The organism is Microbacterium sp. P5_E9 (assembly GCF_054049175.1).
The window spans coordinates 264,509-288,343 of the sequence record NZ_JBFUMV010000003.1 but is presented as its reverse complement, the minus strand read 5'-3'; the positions used below and the strand labels follow the sequence as shown (position 1 = coordinate 288,343).

At 68.4% G+C, this 23,835-nt stretch carries 16 protein-coding genes; 10 read left to right on the top strand and 6 right to left on the bottom strand.

Features of this window, described 5'->3' with window-relative positions:
* Positions 1-4 precede the first annotated feature (4 nt).
* Genes ACXJ3V_RS07565 through ACXJ3V_RS07555 form a run of 3 tightly spaced genes read left to right on the top strand, consistent with a single transcriptional unit; the run spans position 5 to position 4,430 of the window.
* Positions 5-2,356 (top strand): hypothetical protein, encoded by a 2,352-nt coding sequence (locus tag ACXJ3V_RS07565; protein ID WP_457099667.1) that lies wholly within the window; start codon positions 5-7, stop codon positions 2,354-2,356.
* A gap of 45 nt (positions 2,357-2,401) precedes the next feature.
* Positions 2,402-3,544, top strand: a complete 1,143-nt coding sequence (locus ACXJ3V_RS07560) for a radical SAM protein (RefSeq protein WP_457099666.1) — start codon at positions 2,402-2,404, stop codon at positions 3,542-3,544.
* Positions 3,537-4,430, top strand: coding sequence for a hypothetical protein (locus ACXJ3V_RS07555; RefSeq protein WP_457099665.1), 894 nt, complete (start codon positions 3,537-3,539; stop codon positions 4,428-4,430). The genes ACXJ3V_RS07560 and ACXJ3V_RS07555 overlap by 8 nt, the downstream gene beginning before the upstream one ends.
* Here the strand turns inward: ACXJ3V_RS07555 and ACXJ3V_RS07550 are convergent.
* Genes ACXJ3V_RS07550 through ACXJ3V_RS07535 form a run of 4 tightly spaced genes read right to left on the bottom strand, consistent with a single transcriptional unit; the run spans position 4,407 to position 11,869 of the window.
* A complete protein-coding gene (locus tag ACXJ3V_RS07550; protein ID WP_457099664.1) occupies positions 4,407-7,127 on the bottom strand; it encodes an nSTAND1 domain-containing NTPase in 2,721 nt (906 codons plus the stop codon). The genes ACXJ3V_RS07555 and ACXJ3V_RS07550 overlap by 24 nt on opposite strands.
* The gene (locus tag ACXJ3V_RS07545; protein ID WP_457099663.1) at positions 7,124-9,154 is read right to left on the bottom strand and encodes a hypothetical protein; all 2,031 of its coding nucleotides are present in this window, start codon (positions 9,152-9,154) and stop codon (positions 7,124-7,126) included. The genes ACXJ3V_RS07550 and ACXJ3V_RS07545 overlap by 4 nt, the downstream gene beginning before the upstream one ends.
* Positions 9,151-10,506: an ATP-grasp domain-containing protein gene (locus ACXJ3V_RS07540; RefSeq protein WP_457099662.1), complete on the bottom strand. Its 1,356-nt coding sequence runs from the start codon at positions 10,504-10,506 to the stop codon at positions 9,151-9,153. The genes ACXJ3V_RS07545 and ACXJ3V_RS07540 overlap by 4 nt, the downstream gene beginning before the upstream one ends.
* Before the next feature lie 10 nt (positions 10,507-10,516).
* Positions 10,517-11,869: a CHAT domain-containing protein gene (locus ACXJ3V_RS07535; RefSeq protein ID WP_457099745.1), complete on the bottom strand. Its 1,353-nt coding sequence runs from the start codon at positions 11,867-11,869 to the stop codon at positions 10,517-10,519.
* On the opposite strand from ACXJ3V_RS07535, the gene ACXJ3V_RS07530 reads away from it, so the two are divergent.
* Positions 11,786-12,343 (top strand): hypothetical protein, encoded by a 558-nt coding sequence (locus ACXJ3V_RS07530; protein ID WP_457099748.1) that lies wholly within the window; start codon positions 11,786-11,788, stop codon positions 12,341-12,343. The two genes, ACXJ3V_RS07535 and ACXJ3V_RS07530, sit on opposite strands and share 84 nt — an antisense overlap.
* A 100-nt stretch (positions 12,344-12,443) precedes the next feature.
* On the opposite strand, the gene ACXJ3V_RS07525 is transcribed toward ACXJ3V_RS07530, so the two are convergent.
* Positions 12,444-13,529: a hypothetical protein gene (locus tag ACXJ3V_RS07525; RefSeq protein WP_457099661.1), complete on the bottom strand. Its 1,086-nt coding sequence runs from the start codon at positions 13,527-13,529 to the stop codon at positions 12,444-12,446.
* Between the two features lie 203 nt (positions 13,530-13,732).
* Positions 13,733-15,394: a hypothetical protein gene (locus ACXJ3V_RS07520; RefSeq protein WP_457099660.1), complete on the bottom strand. Its 1,662-nt coding sequence runs from the start codon at positions 15,392-15,394 to the stop codon at positions 13,733-13,735.
* 67 nt (positions 15,395-15,461) lie between these two features.
* Between ACXJ3V_RS07520 and ACXJ3V_RS07515 the strand changes: the two genes are divergently transcribed.
* The 6 genes from ACXJ3V_RS07515 to ACXJ3V_RS07490 all read left to right on the top strand — a co-directional run bounded on the left by ACXJ3V_RS07515 (position 15,462) and on the right by ACXJ3V_RS07490 (position 23,814).
* The gene (locus ACXJ3V_RS07515; protein WP_457099659.1) at positions 15,462-16,919 is read left to right on the top strand and encodes a hypothetical protein; all 1,458 of its coding nucleotides are present in this window, start codon (positions 15,462-15,464) and stop codon (positions 16,917-16,919) included.
* A 41-nt stretch (positions 16,920-16,960) separates the two neighbouring features.
* Positions 16,961-18,619 (top strand): hypothetical protein, encoded by a 1,659-nt coding sequence (locus ACXJ3V_RS07510; RefSeq protein ID WP_457099658.1) that lies wholly within the window; start codon positions 16,961-16,963, stop codon positions 18,617-18,619.
* A gap of 96 nt (positions 18,620-18,715) precedes the next feature.
* The gene (locus ACXJ3V_RS07505; RefSeq protein WP_457099657.1) at positions 18,716-19,960 is read left to right on the top strand and encodes a hypothetical protein; all 1,245 of its coding nucleotides are present in this window, start codon (positions 18,716-18,718) and stop codon (positions 19,958-19,960) included.
* 143 nt (positions 19,961-20,103) lie between these two features.
* Complete coding sequence (locus tag ACXJ3V_RS07500; protein ID WP_457099656.1) at positions 20,104-21,018, top strand: hypothetical protein; 915 nt, start codon at positions 20,104-20,106, stop codon at positions 21,016-21,018.
* Between the two features lie 58 nt (positions 21,019-21,076).
* Positions 21,077-22,405, top strand: coding sequence for a hypothetical protein (locus ACXJ3V_RS07495; RefSeq protein ID WP_457099655.1), 1,329 nt, complete (start codon positions 21,077-21,079; stop codon positions 22,403-22,405).
* Between the two features lie 239 nt (positions 22,406-22,644).
* Positions 22,645-23,814: a hypothetical protein gene (locus ACXJ3V_RS07490; RefSeq protein ID WP_457099654.1), complete on the top strand. Its 1,170-nt coding sequence runs from the start codon at positions 22,645-22,647 to the stop codon at positions 23,812-23,814.
* Positions 23,815-23,835: the final 21 nt, after the last annotated feature.

Genomic DNA, 23,835 nt, shown 5'->3' with positions numbered 1-23,835 from the left:
CGACATGGAGACTGCCGAGCGAATGACGGTGCCGCAGCCGCGGGAACGGCGGGTCGTCGTGACGTCGCTGATCCGAGGCGGTCAGCCCGAGACCCGCTCGGCGCACGCCGAGCGGGCTCTGCTGCGCACGGTCGCAGAGTGGCAGCCCGGCGGCGGCCTCGACATCCGGCTTTCGTCGACCCGCTCCGGACGCGTCGCGGCGGAGTTCCGTCCGCTCGGCAGCGCGCCCGCCGACTGGGATGCCGATGTCGCCGGGGTGCTCACCGGCGTCGCGGCGATCTCACGACGTGCGACGCAGTCGCCGCAGGCCGCCGGTGTGACCCGGCTGGCCGAACTCGTGCGCGATCCCGCCCGTGCTCGCCTGAGCGACGACGACGCGCGCTCAGGCGAGTGGCACGGCCCCGCCGCTCCTCCGGTCGCGTGGCCGCTGCCCGCCCGCGACGCGTCAGTCGACATCCTCGGCGCCCTGCATTCCGTACCGGGTGCATTCGTCCGCGTGCTCGTCGCGCCACCTACGGCGATGGAGCGCGCGATGGTCTTCGACGAGACCGTCGCGACCTGGGATCGGCTCGCGCACCCCGATTTCGACGCCTATCTGGGATCGCCCGTGCTGATCCGCACCTTCGTCGGCATGCGCGACGACATCTCCGGCTTCGCGCGCTTTCGCGGTGTCGCGCGCGGATGGGGCACCGGTCTCGTGCTGCGGGATGCCGACGCCGGCGAGCGTGCGAGATTCGACACCCTCGATGTCGACGCCGTTGCGGGCCATGTCCGCCCCGAAGGCTGGGCGCTAGCCCTGCTGCGGCTTCCGGCGGCGGGCGAGCGACCGGCGAACGGCATACCGTCCCATTTCGCGCCGGCCGCAGAGCGTCCCCTCCAGCCGGTGCCCAAGCGCACTCCCCGGGCGGTCGTCCTCGGATCGGCGCGGACCGCGCTCGGAGGTCGTGTGGCGGTCACGCTCGAGCCGGGGGACCTGTGTCGGCACGCGTCGATCGAGGGTGCGAGCGGCTCCGGAAAGACCACCTTCCTGGCGACGCTGATCTCGCAGCTGTCTGCGCAGGGAATCGGCTGCACGCTAATCGAGCACCACGGGACGGGAGTTGACCAGGCGCTGAGGACGATGGATGCCGCGGTCGCCGATCGCGCGATCACCGTGCGCCACGGTGATCCGCAGGCCCCGGCTGTCCTGAATCTCTTCGACGAGGAGGACCCTGACGTGCGCGAGCAGATATTCGCCGAGTTCACCGAGCTCGTCCAGGCGATCTTCGATCCGCGCGGCGAGGGAATCGTCGGACCGCGATGGCGGCGGTGGTTCACACTGCTGTGCGACGGCGTCTCGGCCGCCTTCGGGCGTGAGGCGACGCTGCTGCACCTCCTTGCTGTCGCGTCTGAGCCGGCGCGCGCGCGAAAGCTGGCGATCGCCGTCGCGGCGACGGACCGCGATCTCGCGCACCGCATCGACACCGAGATCGGGTCGCTCAAGGGCGAGGAGGCGTCCAACCTCCCGGCATGGGCGGTCTCGAAGTTCCAGCCGATGGTCGGCCAGCGCGCGATGCGCGAGATTCTAGGGCGTCCCCGCGACTCCATCGATGTCACGCGGGTGATGGACGAGAGCCGCACACTCCTCGTCGACCTCGGTGGACCGAAGCTCGGGGTCGGCTCTGCGCGGATGCTCGGCGCGATCTGGCTACTCAAGCACTGGGTGGCAATGGGACGGCGCGCAGACCGCAGTCGGCCGCATGTGATGATCATCGACGAGGCGCACCTCCTGACCTTCGGGGCGCTGCCTGCGATGCTCGCCGAGGCGCGGAAGTTCGGCGTCGGCGTCTGGATCGCCGGACAGAGCAGCGAGGCTTACGCCCCCGCGCTGCAGTCGGCGATCGAGGCAAATGCGGGCTCGTTCTTCCATTTCCGGCTCGGACTGAACACGGCCGGTCGCGGGTCGGTGCGGCTTGGGGGGTGGCCCGCCCACGAGCTGCTGCGACTCCCCGACCTGCAGGCCGCCGCGACGCTGAGTCGAGCGGGAGTGACGAGCGAGCCCTTCCTGCTCAAGGTCACCCGTCCCCCCGAATCGCCGGCCGCCCTGCAGCGGGCGCAGGCTGTCGATGCCCGCTGCGCCGCGCGGTGGCGCGCCGCCTCCCTCGAGCCGGTTGTGACGGATGCCGCGGTCGACCGCGCGCTGGAGGCCCGTGTCGAGACCGGCCGGCCGCGGGCGCCGCGGCATCCCGCCCCGGACACATCGGCTGTGCGCGATTCGTCATCGTTCCTCGACGAGTGGCTCGCGCGTCAGGCCGGCCAGGATCGCGTGCCCGAAGTGCCGGCGCATGCAGATCCCGCCCCGGTCGACCGCTGGTGACCGGCACTACGATGGGAGGTCCCCACTCCGTCGGCCGAAGGTCTCATGTCTGCAGAACTCACCACCGCGGAGCGCCTGAAATTCACCCTGATGGCCGAGGGCGCATCGGTCACGGCCGCCGCGGATGCCGCGCTCAGCGACATCGTCGATGGAGGTCAGTGGTCTCCCGATGACTACGCGTCGACGCGGGGCCTCATCCTTCGGCTGGATGACGACGTCTGGGTGAACGTCCCGGTGGAGCGGTACAACGCGAACTTCGTGCCCGGCACATCGATGACGGTCGATCTCGGTCCCGACGGGTTCTTCGTCCACGGCCGTGGACTCGAGAGCAGGGCGGAGTTCTGGCCGCCGGCGAGCTTCCATTTCGACAAGGCCGCGAACGGGCGTCCCTACTGGAATTACGTCGTGACCCACGGCGATCGGTCGCGGCTGTCGCCGACCATCGGCTGCGCGATGGTGTGCGACTTCTGCAACATCCCCTTCGACGACACCTACGCGGGCGTCAAGCCCATGGCGCCGATGCTCGAAGCCCTCCAGGTCGCTCTCGCCGATGGACGTCAGCCCGGCCATCACATCCTCATCTCGGGCGGGACGCCAGGCCCGAAGCACATCCCCGGCCTGCAGCGCGTCTATGAGACCGTGCTGGAGTCGTTCGCCGGCATCCCCGTCGACATCATGATGGTTCCGCTGCCCGGCCTCTTCGACCTGCCGCGCCTCGATCGCCTGGGCGTGAACGAATTGTCGATCAACCTCGAGGTGTATGACGAGGACGTCGCGGCGAAAGTCATGCGCCACAAGCATCGGCAGGGTCGGCAGTACTACCTCGACTTCCTCGAGGAGGCCGCCGGCGCGCTTGGTGGCAACCGCGTCCGCTCCATGCTCATGGTGGGGATCGAGTCGAGCGAGACGACCCTCGACGGTGTCCGAGCCATCCTCGAGCGTGGCTGCGTGCCGGTGCTCAGCCCCTTCAAACCCGATCCGGCCACTCCGCTCGCGGCATCCCGCCCACCGACGGCAGAGGAGACGCTCGACGTCTATCTGCGGGCGCGGGACATCGCCGCAGAGCTTGGCGGCAGCCTCGGGCCGACCTGTCCCCCTTGCACGCACAACACGCTCAGCTTCGCGACGAAGGACGCCGACGGCGCGCGGTACGACCACGCCCTTCCGGTGCTGCATTCGGGTGTCTGACGCCGTCGCTCGTCGCTTCAACGGCATCGGCGATGTGACGGATGCCGAGATCGACGGCGTCCTCGCCCGTGCGGCCGAATTCGCAAACGGGACCTCGCCCACGCTGCGCCGCGGAATCCTGGGTCTCGCGTTCTTCGACACATCGCTGCGTACGCGGACGGGATTCGCTGCGGCGGCCCACCACCTCGGCCTCGATGTCGTGGAGGTCGACGGACGGCGCGAGTCCGCGGTGTCGATGCCCGAGAGCCTCACCGACACGGTCCGTGCGCTGAGCGGCTACGTCGACGCGCTCGTCGTGCGTGCGCCCCGGCCGTCGAACGAGCTCGCAGCGGCCGCCCGTGCCGACGTCTCATGGTTCAACGCCGGTGACGGCGGCGAGGCGGCCGAGCACCCCTCGCAGGCTCTCATCGATCTGTTCGCGCTCGAGCGTCTGGTGGGACCCGTTGCGCAGCTGCACATCGCCCTGTGCGGTGACCTGCGGATGCGCGCCGCCCGCAGCCTGCTGGCCCTGCTCGCGCGAAGGCCCCCGCGTGCGCTTTCGCTCGTGACGGATGCCGCGCTCGAGGACGGGTTCTCGCTGCCGGCAGCGCTGGGGGGTCGCGCCGTCCGGCGCCCGCGTGACGAGCTGGGGGACGTGTCAGCGCTGCTCGCGGTCGGGATTCCGCACGGTGCCGCGGACGAGCGTGTGCGAGGTGCCCTGCGGGTCGACACCTCGATGCTCGCAGGCCTCCCCGCCGACGCGATCGTGCTCTCGCCGATGCCGATCATCGACGAGATCTCGACACCCGCCCGCCGCGATCCGCGGATGCGGTACTTCGAGCAGAGCGACCTCGGGCTATTCGTGCGGATCGCTCTGCTCGAGCTACTGCTCCACCGGTCGAGGTGAGGACTTGCGGAGCGTTTCGACGGATTGGTAGTCGGCCTTCTTCGCGGCCTTCTTGACCGCTTCAAGGGGCACATCGAGGGCGACGAAGCCCTCTGCTCTCTGCGGCCGACTTTCGTCGTCGAGCGTGTGCGCGTTGATGACCCCCAGGTGAGGGCTGTTGACGAGGTCCACCTCGAATCCGTCCTTCTGCGCACTCGCGCTGAAGAGTTGCCAGACGACGCAGTTGTCGAGCGTGGCGCGACCCTTCAGAGGGGTCGAGAACCACACATTGTGGAGCTGGGAGTCGAATGCGTCGAGCTGGATGGGTGATTCGGCTTCGTGCTCTCCCACCGGCGGGCTGATGATGAGGCCACGGATCACCACGTCGCACAGCTCTATGCGTCCCGATGGCTGCTCGGCGAACTCGAGCGAGGTCCCGGCGACATGTCGCAGGGACACCACCCCATCATCATGGAATGTGCACTCCGCGAACATCAGGGAACTGAGCCGACCGCCGTACATGACCAGACCGCCTGGCTGAGCATCGAACGTCTCGAACTGGAACTGATCGCTCTGCGACTCCCGCATCCCCTTCTCCCCCTCCGCCGAGATGGGGCTCGCGGGCAGACCCGACGTCCAGGATCCGATGCGGCTCGTGACGACGTGGGTCTCGCGGTAGCGGTTGAGGGTCGTCGCGACAATCGTCGACTCGGCCAGCTTGTCCGCGCCGAAAGGACTCCGTTCTGGATCCCGCTCCGGTCCCACGATGAAGGAGGGCAGCAGCCGATCTCCAGGTCCCCGCCGCGGGGGAGGCGTCGCCGCCCCGCGGATCTCGCAGCGCGTGAACGAGACGCCGTCGAGCAGGCAGTTCACGAACGTGACACCCTCGAATTCGCAGTCGATGAAGGACGACTCCCGCAGATCGCAGTTGACCAGGATGACGCGGCGGAACTGCACGTTGCGCACGGTGCAGGAACGCCAGCGGAGATTCGTCAGGATGCGAAACGTCTCGTCCTTGCCGGCGACGACTCCACGCTCCGCGACGGCACCCGATCCGAACGATTCGCCGACCGCCGCGGTGAGGCGAGAGAGCGCCCTGGGCGCCCAATCGGTGCGGGAGCCGGCCCACTTGGCCAGCCCCACCCCGAAACCGTCGTGGATGAGCGACAGGATGGTCGTGCCGGCGTTCGGCGTCGCGGTGCGGATCAGGTCGGTCGTCGAGAGCCACTCCAGCGCGAAGAAGTATCGGCGCAGTTCCTCGACGAAGACGCTCAGCGGCGACAGCCCCAACATGGGACCTGCCGTGACGTCCTGGCTGTCCTCCTCCCCGAGCGGACTCGCGAGATCGTCGGGCACGAAGTGGGCGCGCGGAGCAGAGAGCCAGTCCACTGGATCGTCTTTGGGAGCCTCTCGTGGAGCGCCGTCAAGGGCGGCCGCGAAGTCGTCGACGCGCTTCGCGAAGGAATCGAAGATCGTGCCGGCGGTTGAGCCGGTCGTGAGTCCCGGATCGAGGTGAAGGGTCTTCAACTCTGCGGCGAGGACGAGCCTTGCGAGGTGGCGTCGGTCCTGATCGACCTTGTAGCCGCCGCTCGCGAGGTAGTCGGCGATGCGAGTGACGAGCTGGGCGGCACCGCTTGCCATGACGGCATCGCCCGCGGTCGCCGGATCGCCCAGCGCGCCTTCGAGGTAGATCTGCTCACTCTGCGCGAGGTGGTACTTGACGGCACGGGCCAGAGCATCCGCGAAGAGAGCGCGATCGCGCTCGAGATCATCGGCCTCGGACTCCGCGGCTGCGATATCACCGGCCGTCGCCCGCAGGCGCGCGTCTTCGACGTTCTTCAGTGTGACGGTGACCTTGTCGCTCTTGTACCAGAGCACGTAGAGAAGAGCCTGCAGATGCAGCAGCCCGACGCCCGACCACGATTGGCCGCCCTGCACCCGTGCCCACGCGTTCACGATCGCCGCGACCGCGCCCTCCTCGATGACGGGAGTGTCAGGATCCATGGCCGCATCGACCGCGCCCTCTTCGTCGACCAGGCCGTCAGCGTTCGGCGTGCTCGGCCGCCTGCCCGCGAGGATGATCCGCTCGATGGTCTCAGGATCGCTCAGCGAAAGCAGGTAGAAGTCCTCGCGAGCCCACGGACCCGCGCGCCAGTACCGCACGCGGTGCTCGTACTCAGAGCGCAGTGAGATGACGAACCGCACACGGTGCGTCGCGATGGCGTGCTCCACCCACCGCTGTACCTGCCCAGACAGTAGGGGCTGGTGGCGGATCAGCTCTTCGAACTGGTCGAGGATGATGACGGCAGTCTCCCCATACCGCTTGTCGAGTTCCGCGAGGAAACCCGCGCCCGGCGGGATGTCGGCGGGCAGGCTCAGCTTCGATGCGATGAAGGCCTCGGTCGACTCCAGGGAGCCTCCGAACTTGCCGTCGACGCCGGACCACTTGTCGCAGTAGAGGACGAGTGTCCCGTGCCGGGCGAGCTGCGGTCGCACGCCCACCGACAGGAAGGAGGACTTGCCGCTACCGGACTCGCCGCTGAGCACGACAAGACGGCGCTGGCGGAGGATGTCGGTGAAGCGCTCGACATCAGCACGGCGACCGATCAGCTGCCGTCGCCAGCGCAGCGGATCGCGCATCGCGCGCGTGCCCGGCCAGAAGCACCCGTCCTCGAAGGCCCGGAGGCTCTTCCGCCACTGCTGGATCGTCGCGCTCAATCCGGGAGCTCCTCGTCGTCATGTGTGGGCGCAGGCGTCGGCCGGAGCGCTTCCAGAGCATCTATCGACGCGCGCCATCGCTTTGCGAAACCATCCAGGTCTGCCATGACGGAAAGGTGCCGCGCGTCGACCGCATCCAAGTCGTGCCAGAAGAACAGCTCGCGGTAGCTCGTCTGCGACTTCTCGTTGATCAGCACGCCCGCCCGGTAGCCCGCACCCGGTCGCGGCTCTCCGGCGGAGTGCTCGGTCGACTGCGTCGGGCTGAGCCGATTCAGCACTTGGGGCGCCATCACCCTGAAGCGGACGCCGCTGTCTTCGAGCTGGGTGCCGAGAAGCATCCAGAAGCGCTGCGGACCACGTGTCGAACGGTTTCCGCTCAACTGCGGTGGCAGTCCGGTCAACGCGAGGTCGGCGGCCGCCTGCTGGATGGCTGTGTACTCGTCGAGCACAAGCGCGTGGTGGAACGCCGATGTCATCGCGGTCTTGCGGAGTTCGTCGGACTGAGGGACATCCATCAAGGGCGAGCCGGTGAGTCGCACGATGACCGGGATCGTGCCAGACAGGATCTGGCGTGCCGGGTCCGACTCATCTTCGAGTGACGCTCGACTGAGCAGCGACCAGGTCGCAGGCGACATCAGCGCGGACGGCAATTCGGGACCGAAATCGCCACTCTTGGGGGGTGTGATCTTCGCCCATACCCAGCGCAGCGAGGCTGTCTGCGGGGTAGCCCGTCGGTCGGCCGCGAACGTCGGAAGGACGATGATGAACGGAACGCTCTTGTGCCAGAGTGCCATCTCGAGTTCGAGGTCGAATGAGCTGATGAAGCACGCCGGAAGTGGTGCTTCGTGATCGCCACTGGGGAGGGAGGATCGCGAGGCCGCCTGGTCGCGCACGATTTCCGCTACGAGGTTGTAGAAGCCGAGGCGCCCTGACTTCTGCTCGTTCACGCCGGCTGACACCCGTTCGCGCCAGGACCGCTTGGTCACGCTCTCGATCCGGTCATGCACCCAGGTGTGCGGGCTGAAAACAGAGCGGACAGCCGGTCGCGGGGAGGGGTGGTCTGCGGGCAGGTCGTTCTGCTCTCGGAAGACGCGCTCGTCGTCGAATGCTTGGAAGAGCATCAGCTCCGCCCAGCCCAAGTAGACGGTGCTGCCCGCGGTCACGAAGTACCACGCGAATGCGGTCAGCAGCTCGACGTGCGTGCGGCGAATGGCAGGCGCGGTCTGTCTGATTGATTCCTTGACCGCGGACACGAGGCGCTTGAGCGCCCGAAGGTTGGGGGCCTGAGGATCAGCTGCCGGCGACAGGAGCCCAAGCACGTGGTCAAGCGGCTCACGGAGCTCTGCTTCGATCCGCGCTCCCGACCAGGAGTCCAGATCTGCCACGACGAGCTCGCGGTCGGCGCGCCCGATGATATGGGGGGACGAGTCGAGCGCCGCCGTGTACAGCCTGCTTGCGAGGGTGGCGGCGAGCACCACCCTCGCGGGAAGTTTCCAATCCGCCGGGGTGCGAACCGGAAGAGCAGAGAGCAGCGCAGCGGGACCCAGCTTTTCGGTCACGAGTCGTGAGAAGAAGTCGAGGGCGATTTCGCTGAGCGCCAGACCGGGGTACTTCTCGTCGATGTCCTTCAGGGCAACTCGGACCTGCTCCAGCACCGCACCCTCTGGCGACGGGGGCACCTCATCGGTGACGACCCCGCGCACGGCCTCATCACGAAACGACTCGTTGACGTCATCATCGCTGAACGAGAGGCATCCTGTCCCCAGAACGAACGTCGCCCATGGGACCTGCTGGGCTGCCCGCAGCCACGTGCGCCGGGCGGGTTCCTCCTCGTTCGCTTCCGGGATGCCGTCGCCCGCGCGCTGTGCGATGTGGAAGAGCCGTTCGGCTGCATCGCCGTTGGGATCGAGATCGTCCAGGTAGTCCTGCCACGCGAGGTAATGGCGCGAGTGACCTTTGCCTGACTGGAACCAGAACGGGTCCCCACTGTGTTGAAGCTGGGTGAATGCCGTCGCGAAATCGATCATGCGGGTAGCTCTTCCGGCTCGAAGGTCCGTACACCGCCGGAGAGGGCGGTGCTTAGTGATGAGAACTGATCCCGCAGCTCATACCCGGTGTCGGTGACGCGCGAGCGCGTGGTCCAGCGCGCCACGGCCGCGGCGTGGGCGACGGTGAGTCCCTCCGGGGGCAGGAGCTCAACGATCCCGCGCGAATCCGTCGCCCGCAGCTGGTCACCGAAGGTGCGCAGGTCCAGGTCGGCTGTGTCCTCCCCGCCCCAGTGGACGACGATGTGCGCGAGGTCGGGCGTCTCAGCGACGAGTTCGCGCAGCGGCCGCCGGACCTTCGGTGGTTCGAGCTTGAGCCACGCGGCGAGGTGCTCGAGCATGAGGCACGCCTCGCCGGCCTCGATCGAGAGCCGGCACGAGGCGTGCGTCGAACCTTGGAATCGCGGGTTCACCTCGGTGAAGAGGGCCTTGCCCTCGTGGACCAGGAAGTCGACGCCGAAAGAGCCGAGGTACCCGTTGCGGTGCAGCCATCTGCCGATCCGCGTGGTGGAGTCCTCGATCTGATCGATCGTCGACACGTCGATGTCGCGGGTGCGTCCGAAGTCGTTGCCGCAGTATCCGAACTCCCGCGTCACAAGGCCCCGGATGCCGATCAACTGCACCGAGGGGTGGTGTACCGTGACCTCGCCATTGCGCCAGACGGTGGCTCCGACGTTCACCGGTAGGGCGCCTTCGATGAACCGCGAGACGCTCACGAACGCCTCCGGCACATCGGGCCAATAGTCGCGCAGGTCGCCGCCCTCGGGTACCCGCACGAGACCTTCGCCCCCCGATGTCCGGCTACGACGGAGCATGAGCTGCCCGGCGGTGGCGAAGGTCGTGGCGCTGAGCTGCTCCTCGTCGGCGACATAGTGCCACGGGATGTGCGGGACGCCTTCGGCGGCTATGGACGTCTCGACCCATGGCTTGTGCTCGAAGGCCGACTGGTGCGCCCCGAACATCCCGAGGTTGAGACAGTCGTCGCGCCGTGCGAAAGAGATTGCGGACAGGAACTGCGACGGGCGATAGGGCACCAGGGCGCTTTCGCCCGCGAGTGCGCGCAGCAGGTCGCGGCGGAACTCGCGGGTGGCCTCGGTATCCAGATGCTCGTCGATGTCCCAGGTCTCGGGGTCGATACGCACGCCGGTGAGGTCCTCGTAGGCCGTCGCGCGCACCGACTCGCGCCGTGAGTACCGCGACATGATCGAGAACGCGCCGCGCAGCTGCGGTACGTCGACGAGGGGCTCGACATCGTCGCCGCGCAGCCCGGCCCAGACGAGGCTGCGTCCCTTGAGGCGCGCGTCGACCTCGCGCAGCAATGTCGTGCGATCCATGTTCCTCAGCCTAGGAGTCACTGACAGCTGCCCCGACGGAAGCTGACGGAGACAGCTCGCGCACAAGCACCCGGACCTCGCCGTCGTCGCTCGTCACGAGAAGCAGTTCGGGCGTCGCCGCGGACACCTGCCGAACGAGCCCGATGCCGATCACCACGCCAGGCGCGTCGTCGACCGAGCGGCGGGACCATTTGGCGTCCCCGCGGTCCTGGGTCGCAAGGACCACCTTGCGCTGCGCCGTCAAGACGGCGGCGCACCATCCCCTGACTCCCTGCACCATGTCGAGCGCGAGCGCGCGGGGAGTGCGGCCGAATGCCTCGGCCGCACTCCCCGTGAGCGGCGCTTCTGCTCGGGCGATGGTCGGCTGGGGAAGCGTGTCGAGGGCCGCAAGGGCAGGGGTCTCGGCGAGCAGGATGGGCGCTCCCCATCCGTTCGGCGAGAGCACGATTCGCCACGTGTCGGTCGTGGTCGCCACCAGGATGCGGAACTTCGTCCCGTGGAGCACGGAGACCGCGAGCACTCGCGCATTCTGGCCCTGAAGAGTCGCTGGCAGGGGCACCGCCTTGGATGAGGCGAGCTGCTCGAACCAGCCCGGTCGTTTGAGTTCGAGGTCGCGGCCGCGGGGGATGATCCAGGCCGCATCGATCGCATCGTCGCGGAGCGCGACAGCGGCGCGTGCGTCTGCAGCGACAGCGAGGGAAGTGCCGTCCTCGACGACGTCGAGATCATCCGCAGCGCTGTCGTACGCTTCGAGCCGGCCGTCGGCGGTCCCGAGCTGCCAGAGCTCTGCACCGACCCGGATGACACCATTCGGCTGGATCACATGCCGGATCGGGTTCGCTACGGCGACCGGGTTCGTCGCCGGCTGCTCCGGTGGCCACACCCGCGTGTCTGCACCGAGCTTGAGAAAGAGCTGGGGAAGGCCCCGATCAGCGGTATCGAGTGCTCCGCGCGCATGGGCGAAGGCTTCCTCGACGGGGACCCGGAGGAGCAGCCGATCGTAGAACGCGCGGAAGAACTGCGCCGCGGTCTTGTTCGTCACGACATTGCGCATCGCGACGACAGCCGTGACTCTGGTCCCCTGGAACACGTTCTGGGCGATCGACCACTGGTCTGGGAAGTCCGTGCCGCACGCGGCGAGGACGAGTAGCCGCACGTGGAGGCCGTCGGCCAGCTCGCGAAGATCCCGTGTCCCCAGTTCGACCCGATTCGACTCGCTGGGCTCGGAGTCCGTGAACACCCAGAGACCCGAACGGTTGGCATCTGAGTGCCCTGTGAAGTGCAGGACGTCAAAGACGGGGGCATCAACGGCACCGGCGATTTCGAGCAGAGATTCCTTGGCGGGGTCGAGCGGCTTCCACATAGAAGGATGGAACCCTTCCACAAGCCCACGGAGGGCCTGGTGTGCGTCGTCCATCTCATGCTCCGTGAGGGCGTTGATGTGGCCGAGCGTCGGGACGATCCCACTTCGGATCGGACGCCCTGGGTCGACACCACTCCGAACGATCGCGACGGCGTCGAGGTCCCACTCCGCGCAGAGGGCACCCTCCCAGGGCACGCCGGCAAGAGACGGGTCGGAGTTCAGGTCGAGCACGATCCGGAGCGGGTTCCTGCCCAGGCCCCGTCCCCGATTGAGGATCCCTCGCAGAACTGCCAGGTCGGCCCCCTGCCCGCGGTGTTCGCCACCTTCTCCGAGAAGCATCGTGATGATGCGCTGGCGATCCTCGGGCGGAACGGACCTGCCCGCGCCGAGTTGCATGGATTGCAGTCTGGTGAACGCGTTTCTTTCGATAGCTGTGTCTGGGCCGGACCACGTCCGTCCGCGATGCGTCACTGAGTTCGCCACGTACCAACGAGTCCCTGCCGAGCGGTCGAGGCGCAGGGTGAATCGCAGATCATCGAATTGAGGGGACGTAACAGGCGCCAGGCGAGAATCGTCAGGCATGGGTCTCCTCGTCTGCAGGGGTGTCGAGCACGAGCAGGAGCGTGCTGACGAGGGGTCGCTGCGGGCCGGTAAGGTCGCTGACATCGTTCCACGCGGCCCGCCCGATGTGCTCGCTCGCACCGCGCACGCGCGACTGGACGTCGGCCACCAGTGCGGCGTATGCCGGTTCTGCTGATCGCCGGTGGACCTCTCTCTCGGCGTGCTGGAAGGCAGCGAGCGCGTTACCGGCGGCACGGGCAGGGTGCACCGAGAGCCAACGGTCGACGGATGCTCGGTGCCGAGGGGCGTCCCCCAGGGTGAGGGCGGCGCGGGCGAGCTGATCACGCGCCCATCCGTCGACGAGGTGGCGTGTTGCGTCGACCTCGCCGCTGCGCAGCCGCGCGACGGCGTGGGACATCGGGACTTCCGCCGCTCGCACGCCGACTGCGGCGATCGAGGAGTCGGGATCGACGTCGATCCTCGCCTTCAGCATGCCACCTGCGACATCGGCGTCGGCTTCGAAGGTTCTTCCGTGCTGATCGATGACGAAGAACATGAGCGGGGTCGACGGCGCGGCCATCCGCAGGGCGGCCGTTACCTTCACCCACGGCTTTGCTTCCGGCCGGGTCGCGTGAAGCTCACTCCTCTCCGGCCCATCCCACGGGAACACACGAGGGGGGACGATGGCGAGGTCGACCCGCGCCGTCAGCAGCTGCGACAGCGGCGCCCCGAGATAGTTGGACCCGCCGGCGGCGTCGATCTCGGTACCGATCACGACCTGGAGGCCGTGCGCTCGCGCACGCAACCGCCGCTCAAGCTCGAACTCCCTGCTCAGTTCCGCGAACTCGGGGTGTGCCTGTGCAGCGAGGACCACAGCGCCCGCGACATCCTCGAAGGCCACGCGGGAGATGGCGTGCGAGCGCTCGTAACCCGCGTCGGTCAGACGCCCCGTGCCGAGCAGTTCGTGGGCGACCTCTGCCAGCCGAAGGCGCACGGCATCTTCGGCGAGGATTTCGCCGGCAAGAAGCTCGTCGCCGGCCTCGAGGTGCCCGAAGGCCACGTCCAGCGCCGCGGCTTCCTCGTCGATCGGGTACGGCATCCACTCGAGGAGGCGTCGAGCCGACTCGAGGCGCGATTCGCCGGACGTGCCAGGGAATCTCCAGGAGCGAGAGGCGAGATCGGGAGCATTCACGGCGCGCGCACGAGCAGGCGCACGACTTTCCTCCCCCAGACTCACAGCCGCCTCGCTCCCCGTCATCCCCGTGTCCACAATGCTAGTGACGACATCACAGCCGACGGTCGTCACCGAAGGAAGGCGACACGGCCGGAGCGGAGCGACCCAATCGTTCGATACCGCGTCGCGGCGATGGCGAGGTACCCCGCGAGCACCTCCCGGCCGCCGGCGCCGACCACACGTGGACTGAGGATCGGCCGAAGGAGTTCGGGAGTCGGGTCGCGCTCGATGTCCGCCGGCTCGCGATCGAGCAGGAGCACATCGCTGAGTCGGTCGGCGCTGACGACGGCTGCCGACTCGACGCCGACGAGGCCGGAGAGGCGGAAGCTGATGATGAGATCTGCGATCAGCGTCGGCTCCGAGCGTCCCGCATTGAGGCGAGCGGCGATCGCGAGCGCCTCGGCATAGGAGGTGCGCGCCTGGCCAGCCCACCATCGACGACGGTTGTCGCCGTCTCGCACGTCGAACCGCGCCGCATCGCGGACGATCGCCGCCGGGACGATCAGGTCGAGGGCGTCGTGAAGCGTGTCGTCTGCAGCATCCGGATCGAAGGCGAGCAGGCACGCCCGATTGTGATCGACCGTCGCGTGCTCGAGCGCCCGCCCAGCCAGCCGGTAGTGCAACGAAGCCTCGCGCAGTGACTCGCCGGCGGCATGCCTCTCATCCAACAGCGCTAGTGCGATGCCGAGATTCGCTGCGCAGCGCGCCGTCTCGGCATCCCGCCCGACGAGCCTGTCGAGGACGGCGCGGGCCTCGCCGAGGAGGCGGGCGCCTTCACGCGTGTAGCGGACGCTGCGTTCGAGGAGGTGATCGATCGCGAGGTTCATGAGTGCGTTCGCCCGCTCGGCGCCGCCCCACTGCTCACCATCGAATCCGCTGGCGGCATCGAGGAGGGCGAGCGCCTCTGCGTGCTCCTCGGCGGCTCGTCGTCGCTCGCCGCGCACCCGATGGAGCGTGCCGTGGGTGTCGTGGTAGCGGGCCCAGTCGCGGGCGGATCGGAGCCCTCTCAGGCCAGCCAGGAGACCGCGCGCCTCACGGAGCGCGGTCTCCGCAGCATCGTATCGACCGCGGGCGATCTCGAGAACCGCGAGGTCCAGAAGGATGAGGGCGCGCAGCCGCGGGCCGGTTCCGGCGCCGCCCGCGAGCGCGTCCCGGAATTCCGCTTCGGCCTCGGCGAAGCGCCCCAAGGCGAGAAGCGCCTGCGCACGACGGCGCTTGTGGACGGCGCGCCCTGGCTCGCCGCTGTCGTCGGCGCGCAGGTTGGCCGCGTCGTCATAGGCGGCGAGCGCCTCAGCGAATCGGCCCGCGGTTGACTCCATGGCCCCGCGCACATCGAGGAGACGCGCACGAGCGGCCGGCGGCAGGGTGGAGTCTTCGCGCTCGAGATCGTCGAGCAGGCGCGCGGCTTCCACGTTCCCCGGAGCGGCCGCCTGAGTCAGAACATCCGCGAGATCGATCGTCATCGTGACCCGATCCGCGTCATCGGGTGTCGATCGGGCGGCGCCTCGCATGCCTGCCTCAGCGTCGGACAGGCGACCCGCTTCACGTGCAAGATGCGCGGCGTCGAAAAGCGCACGTGCTCGAGCGACGTGCGCGTCGACGCAGTCGATGTCCCCAAGAACCGTGCGAGCCTCGGTAAGGCGACGACGCGCGAGCCGGTAGTCGCCTTCGCGCGCCGCCCGCACCCCGGCTTGGCGCGCAACGGTCGACTCCGCGATTCGCGCGGCCACGTCGCTCGAATGCCCCAAACCCGCCTCCCCCCACAACAGGCTAGTGCCGCAGTAGACTCCTGCTCCGATGGGTGACGACAGCGGCGACGGGCAACAATCCTCCGGCTTTCGCGCCATCGGGACACTGATGGGCATCGACGCAGGCGACCGCTCCTATTGGTCGTGGGAGTGGAGCGACGGACACGAGCCCGGTTCTGCTGTCATCCCCGCCGATGCGCTCGCCGGCGCACTGAGTCGGCTCGACGAGGCGCTGCCCGGCTACTCCGAAGCCGAAGCCATCGCCGACGCCGAGATGATCCGGGCGGCGAGCCGGGAGTGGCAGACGATCGGGCTGCGCGCCTTCGTCGACATCGAAGACGAGCGCAGGCCCGGCGCGATCCACCGGCTGCGCTCGACCGCGATGGCGCATCGCTGTGTCACCGGTGCCCTTGCGGAACCGGATCGGGAGCAGCAGCTCGCCGATGACCTCGGAGCGACTCTCCTGCCGCGGCCCCTGCTTGAGCGGCTTGCCGGGTTCGACCGCGATGAGGTTCTGGTTCGGGTGCTGCCCGCGGCGTCCTGCATCCGCGTCCCGTGGGAGCTGCTGTCGATCGGTGACCTCGTGCGGCCCGAGAAGCGCCTCATCGATATCGCGAATGTCGAGATGATGGCTCCGCTGCTATCGCGTGACGGCGACCCGGCGATTGCGCATCCGTCCTGGGCTGCCGCGAAGGCATCCTCGCGGCGTCCGCTCTATGTGATCGACCCGGTGACATCCAGCGGCCACGTGCTCCCGAAGGCTGCGGTTGCCTGGGGGTCGGAGATCAGGCTCGATGGGTCGCTCCGCGGCGAGCGGGTCAGCCGCAGTTGGCTGTCCACGCAGCTGCTCGGCGAGCCGCGACCGTCTCGGCTCTTCTTCGTCGGCCACGTCGTGCCCGGCGAGGGGACCGCAGCGACGACGGGGCTGCTGCTGTCCCCGATCGACGACGACTCGTTCGACCCCGCACCCGCCGCCGCCGCTCGCACACGGTCTCTGACGGCGCAGGATCTGCTGGTCGGTACGTCCACGGCACCGCTCGATACCGAGCCCGACACCGTTCCAGACGCCGCGGTTGTGGATGGCAGAGTACGACGACTTCTGGGTGCACACCTCTGGCCGATGCCTCCTCGCGTCGCCCTCATCGCCTGCCAGAGCGGCACTGATCTCGGACACGTCGAGCCGTTCGGACTGGTCACGGCGATGCTCGAACTCGGCGCCGAACTCGTGACGGCAACACGCTGGCCGCTTCTCACCGATGCCGTTTTCGAGGTGGACGATGCCGCACCGATGCAGCACACGCCCTTCGAGGATCTCGCGCATGCAGTGGATGAATTCCACGCCGATTCTGATCCCGTGCGCAGACTGAACCGCTGGCAGCGGGAGCGGCTCGAGCAGTGGAGAACGGAGCCGGTGTGGGGGAACTCGCCGTTGACCTGGGCTGCGGTGACGAACCACCATGCGCCGGATCGAACGGAGCGCGGGGAGCAGCCGAAGCAGATCCCCTAGAGTGACCGAGATGGGGCCGCCTCGCGGCGAAGGGGGACGCGATGCCTAGCGGGCGCAGGATCGTCGTCACGGTGTGGGCGACGCTTCCCGAGGAGGTGCTGCTCGGGCCGCTTTCGAATGCCAAGGAAAGAACCCCGCTGCGAAGAGCCGCCCTGCCGATCTTGCGCGAGCTCTTCCGTGGATCCGCCTATCCGGCCGCCGATGTCTATTCTCTGGGGTCCCAATACGAAGGCACGGATGTCGACATCATCCGGGCGCGCATCCTTGACGCTGCGGCGGACATCGCGCTGCTCTCGCGCTTCCTCCGTCGTGTCGTCGAAGACCTCGGTTCCCGGGGACTGCCGACGGGGACCGACCCGGTCTTCACTGCGGCGATCGCTGCGTTCTTCACGCGCTCGGATCGGACGGACATGGACATCATCGCCACCGCCCGTGCGCTCGGCGACGTGTTCGCAGCAGCGCGGGAGTCGGATGCGCGCGACGAGGTCATCGATGTCACGGGGCTGCGCGAGGCATTCGACGACCCGGCGAACCTGGAGCTGTTCGAGACGTGGCTGGACGACTCCCTCGAGTACACGCAATCGCCCGCCCTTGCGGCCCGCGAGGAATACGAACGTCACATCCACGTCTTCCTCGATGCCGTGGGTTTCGAAAAGCGCTCGCCCATCATCCACGAGCCGCATGGCCGCGAGGCGTGGGCGACGGCGATCTCCGTCGATGCGCCCGACCCCGGTTCCGCCCCGTTGTCCGCGACCGACCCCCCTGCCCGTCCGGTTGTCTTCCATCCGCTTCGCCTCGGAGCGATGCGGCCGCTTCCCCTCGACCGTTCCATCTTCGAACGACTGTGGTCAACGGCGAAGAGTGCGAGTGGCCAGCCATGGCGAGCCGAGCTTCCCCGCCTGCGTGACCTGATCGAGCAGGAGATCGCGGGCGTGGGACGGCCTTTCGGTCTTGCGTACCCGACGGCGCGCGCCGGCCTCCTTGCCGGGATGCGGACGTACCGGTCGACCCTCCCGACCGCGTTCCTGCTTTCGGCCGCGGACTACCGGCGCCACATGTCGCAGCTGCCCGCGTCCGCGCGGTTCACGACGGGCGCAATCCGATCGTTCCTGGGTTCTTTGCGCACCTCTCCTCATGAAGCGTGGAACGCGCTCAGCCCTCGGGCGCAGGACGAACTGCTGGCCATCGAGATCCTGCTGGTTCCTCCGCTCTGGGACGCGCTGCACAACGCGCAATACCGGTCGGGGCATCTCTCCGACCCTCAGACCGTCTGGGGTCTGATCGGCGGAGAGATGCAGTCGATGGTGCGCACGATCCGGCAGCGCCACAAGCGCGGAACTGGAGAGCGCCCGCACGTGGCCGCGTCCGGGGCGACCGCGGCGGCATCCGATCCGCCTGACGAGACATCGACGATCGAGCGCGATGAACGCGTGCGTCTCACCATGGAGCACTATGCGCGCTCACGCTCGCATGATGCGCTCAAGGATCTGATGAATGACCTTCGTGCGGCACTCTCGAGCGCCGACGGGACGCAGCGCGCGCAGGTTCGCAGGAATTGGGATGCCGCAGCCGACGAAATCCGCCGCGGCGAGTCCACCGTGACCCGCCGGGTCGACGGACGCGAGGTGTCGATCGGCGCGGAGGCGGCCGCCACATGGGACGACCTGCTGGAGTACCTGGATGATCACTTCCGGCTCTGAGCCGCGGCATCGCGGCGTGGTATCGGTTGGGGATCTTGGTGTGCGCGAGCGATCGCGCGGAAGGGACAGTTTCCGATGAAGGACAACGGTGGCCATGTGGTCACTATCAGCATCGCGGGTGACACAGTGCGTGTGGAGCCCGCTGGGAGGGCTAACGGGGTCTTCGCCTCGGCGCTCGACCTGCCAGGGGGGTATGTGGTGTTCGATGCCCGCGACCCTGCGGCGCTTCCGTATGCGGTCATCGACCACGATGCTGCGGCCAGGCCGTGGCTGGTGCGGCTCTTCGGCGTTGCTGTCGCTGACGTCGTCGCTAGGTGCTCGTCGATCGATGACACGGAGGAATCCGGGGAGCAGGCAGTCGTCTCGACGGATCCGGCGCCGGAGGGTGAGATCCTCGCCCGCATCGCGTTCGGGCAATGGCTGTGGCGCTACTGGCCTCTGTCGCCCGATGTCAGTCCGATCGATCCCCAGCTGCTGCGCATCGAATTGGCGGCACTGGCCTGGCAGATCGAGGCGATCGCAGGCGGGTCGCATCTCGCCGGAGCTCTTCTTCAGGGTCAACTCKGCGTGCTCCGCGACGGGGCCGCAGCGCTCGCTGAGGGAGGCGGCTCAAGGTCCGCCGATGACGCCCTCCGTGGAGCGCTCGACGCGGTGCTCGTGGGCGAGGCCGGCATCGTGGCGGGCGCGACCGAGGAAGAGCTGGACGCGCTGGACGAGATCGTCACGCGCGGCGCTGTCCTGACCCCTGAAACCTCCGGTGGGACCGACGCTGGGGCGCTCGCCAGCTGGGTTGCGGAGCGCGCCGATGTCTTTGCACGCCTCGCTGACCGCGGTCTCAACAGGGCCTCCCTCGCGCTTGCCGCAAGCGCGGATCCGGGCAGCACTGGGCAGATTCGCGAGAGTGTCGATTGGACGCAGGTGCCACCACGTGTGCTCGATTGGGCGGACGACACGGTGGCCATGGACGTCGAGGCGACGGACGGGCGGGTGCTGGTCACGGTACGAGTCGCCGCCACGCCCGACGACAGCGGCGCCGTCCTCTTCGCGAGGATCTACCGCGCTGTCGACTCGCCGGGTGGCGACCTTCCCATCGCGGTGATGCCGCTGACGCGTGACGACGGCGGATATGTCGGTTCCACGAGGGTGGCCGGGGCCGCCGAAGCGCTCGTCGTCGATGTCTACGCCGCGGAGTCCGTACTTCGGCCGCGTCTGACGGGGGCTGCCCGGCGAGGCGCGAGGCGTGAGCGTGCCGAGGCGCGCGACCTGATCCGCAGTCGGGACGCGGGCGGCGGTGCCACAGGCCCGGGCCGCCGATTCGCGGCGGAGGGGTCGCTGTCTTGACCGAGCGGACGCCCGACGGCTCACCCGACCGGCAAGAGACGCACGTCCTCTTCGACACCGAGAACCTGTTCTGGGGGTTCCGGTCTGCACCGCATCCCGTTGAAAGTAAACGAAGACAACAACGGAACAGACTCCGCCATTTCGTGCCGGAACTCGACCCGGATGTGTCCCGATCCCTCGGAGGAGTCGTCGCCAAGGATGTCGTGGATTGGCTCGATGCGACCTTCGTCCGGCGAACCGGCGAGAGCTTCGGAAAGTTCCCCGACCAAGGCGTGGTGCACACGATGAGGGTCTTGCGTGAGCGCGGTTTCACCCTGACGAATGTTCCCACGGGCCCGGACCAAGCGGAGATCGCCCTGAACAATCGCTCCGACAAGCTGGTCGCACAGTTCGGCAGGGGACACATGACGCTCGGAGGCGAAGACCATAAGGTCCTCGACCATGCCTTCGATCGGAACGAGTCGAACCCCGGCGCCTGGGTGTACCACGTAGTGGTGCCGGACGAGACGACCGACCAGATTCCGAAGCTCGCGCCGGACGGCCAATACAAGGGAATCTTCCCGTGGACGTCGCTGAAGGCGATCAGACGTTCCCGACTCGACCTCCGCCGCACTGACGAGGCCGAGCGGCGGCGGCACCGCACCTTCGTCTCGCGGCACTTTCACCAGCGTTTCGCTGAGATCACCCCTTTGCCTGCCAAACGCCTCGTCTCGACAGTCCTTGCGATCGCTTCGTTGGGTCCGGATCCGGCGCCGAGCCCCGACGATGGGGACTGGGCGATCTCGAAGCTCGCGCAGGCTCTCGAAGGGGGCGGTCTCACGCGCGAAGCTGTCAACGCTCTTCTGCTCTGGTCTCTCGAGCATGCTGATGTCGTCACCCGGGATGCTCCAGACCGTTCACGGGAGCTCCTCGTCCGCGCCGCGATCGCGGTCGCCGTCGACGGTTGGATCAATCATGAGGCTGCCGACGTGATTCGCGTGTACGCCTCTCGCAACGCGCCGGAGCTGCTCACACCCTTCGAGCGCGCGATCGCGGAGCTGCTGCTACCCCACTCGTGAGTGGACCTCGGGATCGGTTGTTCGGTGGAGAAACCGCCGCTCGACCGAGGAGGACCCCATGAGCGCACCGTCCACCGAATCAGCCCGCAAGACGCTGCCCGTCCCCGACGACGCGACGCGCGCGGACGGACCGGAGATCCACCTTCCGAACCCGCCGCAGGGCGATCCGGTCCGATCGAGCGGCCGATCGCAGCAGGATGCCGAGCAGCACGCCATCCGCGATGTGTCGACGCACGCCGTCGACGCCGAAGCGGTCGCCGCGGGCCTCGGTCCGTTGGGGTTCGACTTCCTGCGCGACGCGGAAGGAATCGTCGAGTCGGTCGGAGCGCTTCAAGACACAGAGGAGGCGAAAGCCGCCGGTGATGTCCTCATCGAGCTTGCGCGCCAGGGGCAGGGGATCACCCCGCGCAAGGACGTGGTCGCCGCAACCCAGTCCGGAGTCGAGGAGCAGCTCGGCATTGCCCTGACGGAGTGCGAGGACTCGGTCACGGATCACCGCACCACCCTCGACGTTCTCAGCGGGACGGCGACCCGATCCGACGGCCGACGCTACCCTGGTCGGCCGATCGCACCGGGGGCGGCCCACATCGGCTGGGCGATCGTCTGGGCGCGGTTCATCGAACTCCTCCCCTTCCTCGTCCCGCTCGCGATCGAGAGCATCGTCGTGTACTCGAACATGCGCGCCTACCTGCGCACGGACGATGCCGACGTGTTCTCGCCCGCTGCGATCGCGGCATCGACAGTCGCGGTGATCACGATGCTCCCCTTCCTCATCGGGCGAGGTCTCAACGTCGCCGCCCATGGTGGGACGCTCGCCCGCTGGCAGCGCATCGGGATGGCTGTCGGTGCGGGATTCTGGGTCGCCGCCGCAGTGCTTCTCGCGACCATACGCGTGACGATCGACCGGGCGGCGGCCGTGGCAAAGGCCGAGGACGCGGCTCGGGGCTCCTTCCAGGGGGATGCGGCCCCGTCGGTCGCCGTCGATCCGAACACGGTCTTCGAGCCTGTCGTTCCGTTCCTGTTCTGGGTCGTCGTCTTCCTCGGACTCGGTTGCATGCTCGTGCTGTGGGAGCTCCTGATGCACAATCCGGCCCGCGTCGAGGAGCTCGAGGCACGTCGCGACCGTCGGGCATGCGAAGAGCGGGTCATCCGGCTCACGTCCTTGAAGGCGGCCATCGACGGAACCGTCGCTCTGCGTGAGGGCGCTCTCGAGCACTCGCTCGCCATGTGGGGCAGCGAGCTCGGGGCCATTGACGCCCGTTCCGGGCGAGACAAGCAGGTGTACCGCGCCGCGCTGCGCAACGCGAGCGGCGATCCGCGCATGACGCTTGCTCTCGAGATGCGCGACGAGTCGATCGCGTCCGCGGCTGGGGGTGATGCGGCATGACGCTCTGGCGCTGGTTCTTCCGTCGCAGGCCGACAGGCGGGTCGACATGCCGCCATTGCGGGTTGCTCCTCGCCGTCTGCGCGCGCTGCTCGGGGGCCTGGCGGGCGGCGGGGTGCGACTGCGGCATCGGAGTGACCTGCCCCGACTGCGGCCCCCACTGGGCGTGACATGATCCCACGCGGCTCTCCGCCGCGTGGGATCAGTTGTTCCGTCAGAACCCCGCTCGGAAGGAGCCCCTCATGTCCCGATCCCCTCGCCCCCACCGCCTCGCGGCGGCCCTCGCGGTCGTCGGCGCGGTCGTCGGTCTCACCGCCTGCGCCAGCCAGCCCGCAGGCGCGGTCGATGATGTCGTCGTCGTCGTCGGAGCTCACATGGGCGCCCCGGCACTCCAGGCCGAGCTGCTCGCCCAGGCTCTCTCCCTCCTCGACGCAGAGGGCGACCGGCTCACGGTTGTCGTCGGCGACGGTAGCCCTTTCGTGGCGATCGACTACACGATCCCAGCACTCCCGGGCAACTCGATCGACCGCAGCGAGTGGCTCGAGAAGCTGCGCGACGATGCGACGGGCGCCATCCTGGAGGAGGTGGCCGCCACGGACGAGGTCGACCTCGCTGAGGCGATCGCACTCGCCGCCGAGGCGTTCCGCCCCGAGGCGGCGCACACGCTCACCGTCCTCGACCCGGGGCTCCCGTCGATGGGCGACCTGAGCCTGCTCGAGGGGCGGCTCTACGCCGAGCCAACGGACCTCGTCACGGTCGTTGAGCAGCACGGCGGGCTGCCTGATCTATCGTCGGTTCGGATTCGGATGCCGCGCCTCGGGATCGTCGCCGATCCGCAGGAGCCGCTCACCGAGGACGCGCGCACCGCGCTTTCCGCAATCTGGACCGAGTACTTCGCGCGAGCGGGGGCCACTGACGTCGAGCTCGAGCCCGTCAACATGACGGCGCAGCCGCAGTCGCACGGCGACCTGCCCTTCGTCACGCCGGTTCCCATCGAGCGGCCGCTGCCGCCGCCTCCCTCCGCGTGCTCGCAGCAGCTGGCGGACACCACCATCGGCTTCGCCGCCGGCAGCGCGGAGCTCACCGACGTTGCTGCGACCACCCGCTCGATCGACGGCCTCGTGGCAGAACTCGCCTCGTGCCCCGGAAACTGGATCGTCGAGGGTTCCGCGAGCTCGGAGGGCGGCGATGCGGGCTTCAACGAGGCTCTCTCGCTCGCTCGGGCCGAAAGAATCCGGGCAATGGTCGCAGACGCAGCCCAGATCGACTCCGCGGCGATCGAGGTGCGCGGGTGGGGCGTCTCATGGCCCTGCCGGGTTCCGGATATCGATGCATCCGGGCACCTCATCCTCAACGCCGCCGTCCGCAACAGGGCGGTCGTGGTGAGCAAAGGTGAGCCGGGGGAGTGCTGACGTGGGATCGGTTGCTCACCA

What these genes read in the sequence shown, in the direction of transcription:
- ACXJ3V_RS07540 (WP_457099662.1), bottom strand. Translation starts at nt 10,506, where the DNA reads ATGGATCGCACGACATTGCTGCGCGAGGTCGACGCGCGCCTCAAGGGA.
- ACXJ3V_RS07545 (WP_457099663.1), bottom strand. Translation starts at nt 9,154, where the DNA reads ATGATCGATTTCGCGACGGCATTCACCCAGCTTCAACACAGTGGGGAC.
- ACXJ3V_RS07490 (WP_457099654.1), top strand. Translation starts at nt 22,645, where the DNA reads ATGTCCCGATCCCCTCGCCCCCACCGCCTCGCGGCGGCCCTCGCGGTC.
- ACXJ3V_RS07495 (WP_457099655.1), top strand. Translation starts at nt 21,077, where the DNA reads ATGAGCGCACCGTCCACCGAATCAGCCCGCAAGACGCTGCCCGTCCCC.
- ACXJ3V_RS07515 (WP_457099659.1), top strand. Translation starts at nt 15,462, where the DNA reads ATGGGTGACGACAGCGGCGACGGGCAACAATCCTCCGGCTTTCGCGCC.
- ACXJ3V_RS07560 (WP_457099666.1), top strand. Translation starts at nt 2,402, where the DNA reads ATGTCTGCAGAACTCACCACCGCGGAGCGCCTGAAATTCACCCTGATG.
- ACXJ3V_RS07510 (WP_457099658.1), top strand. Translation starts at nt 16,961, where the DNA reads ATGCCTAGCGGGCGCAGGATCGTCGTCACGGTGTGGGCGACGCTTCCC.
- ACXJ3V_RS07525 (WP_457099661.1), bottom strand. Translation starts at nt 13,529, where the DNA reads ATGCCGTACCCGATCGACGAGGAAGCCGCGGCGCTGGACGTGGCCTTC.
- ACXJ3V_RS07535 (WP_457099745.1), bottom strand. Translation starts at nt 11,869, where the DNA reads ATGTGGAAGCCGCTCGACCCCGCCAAGGAATCTCTGCTCGAAATCGCC.
- ACXJ3V_RS07565 (WP_457099667.1), top strand. Translation starts at nt 5, where the DNA reads ATGGAGACTGCCGAGCGAATGACGGTGCCGCAGCCGCGGGAACGGCGG.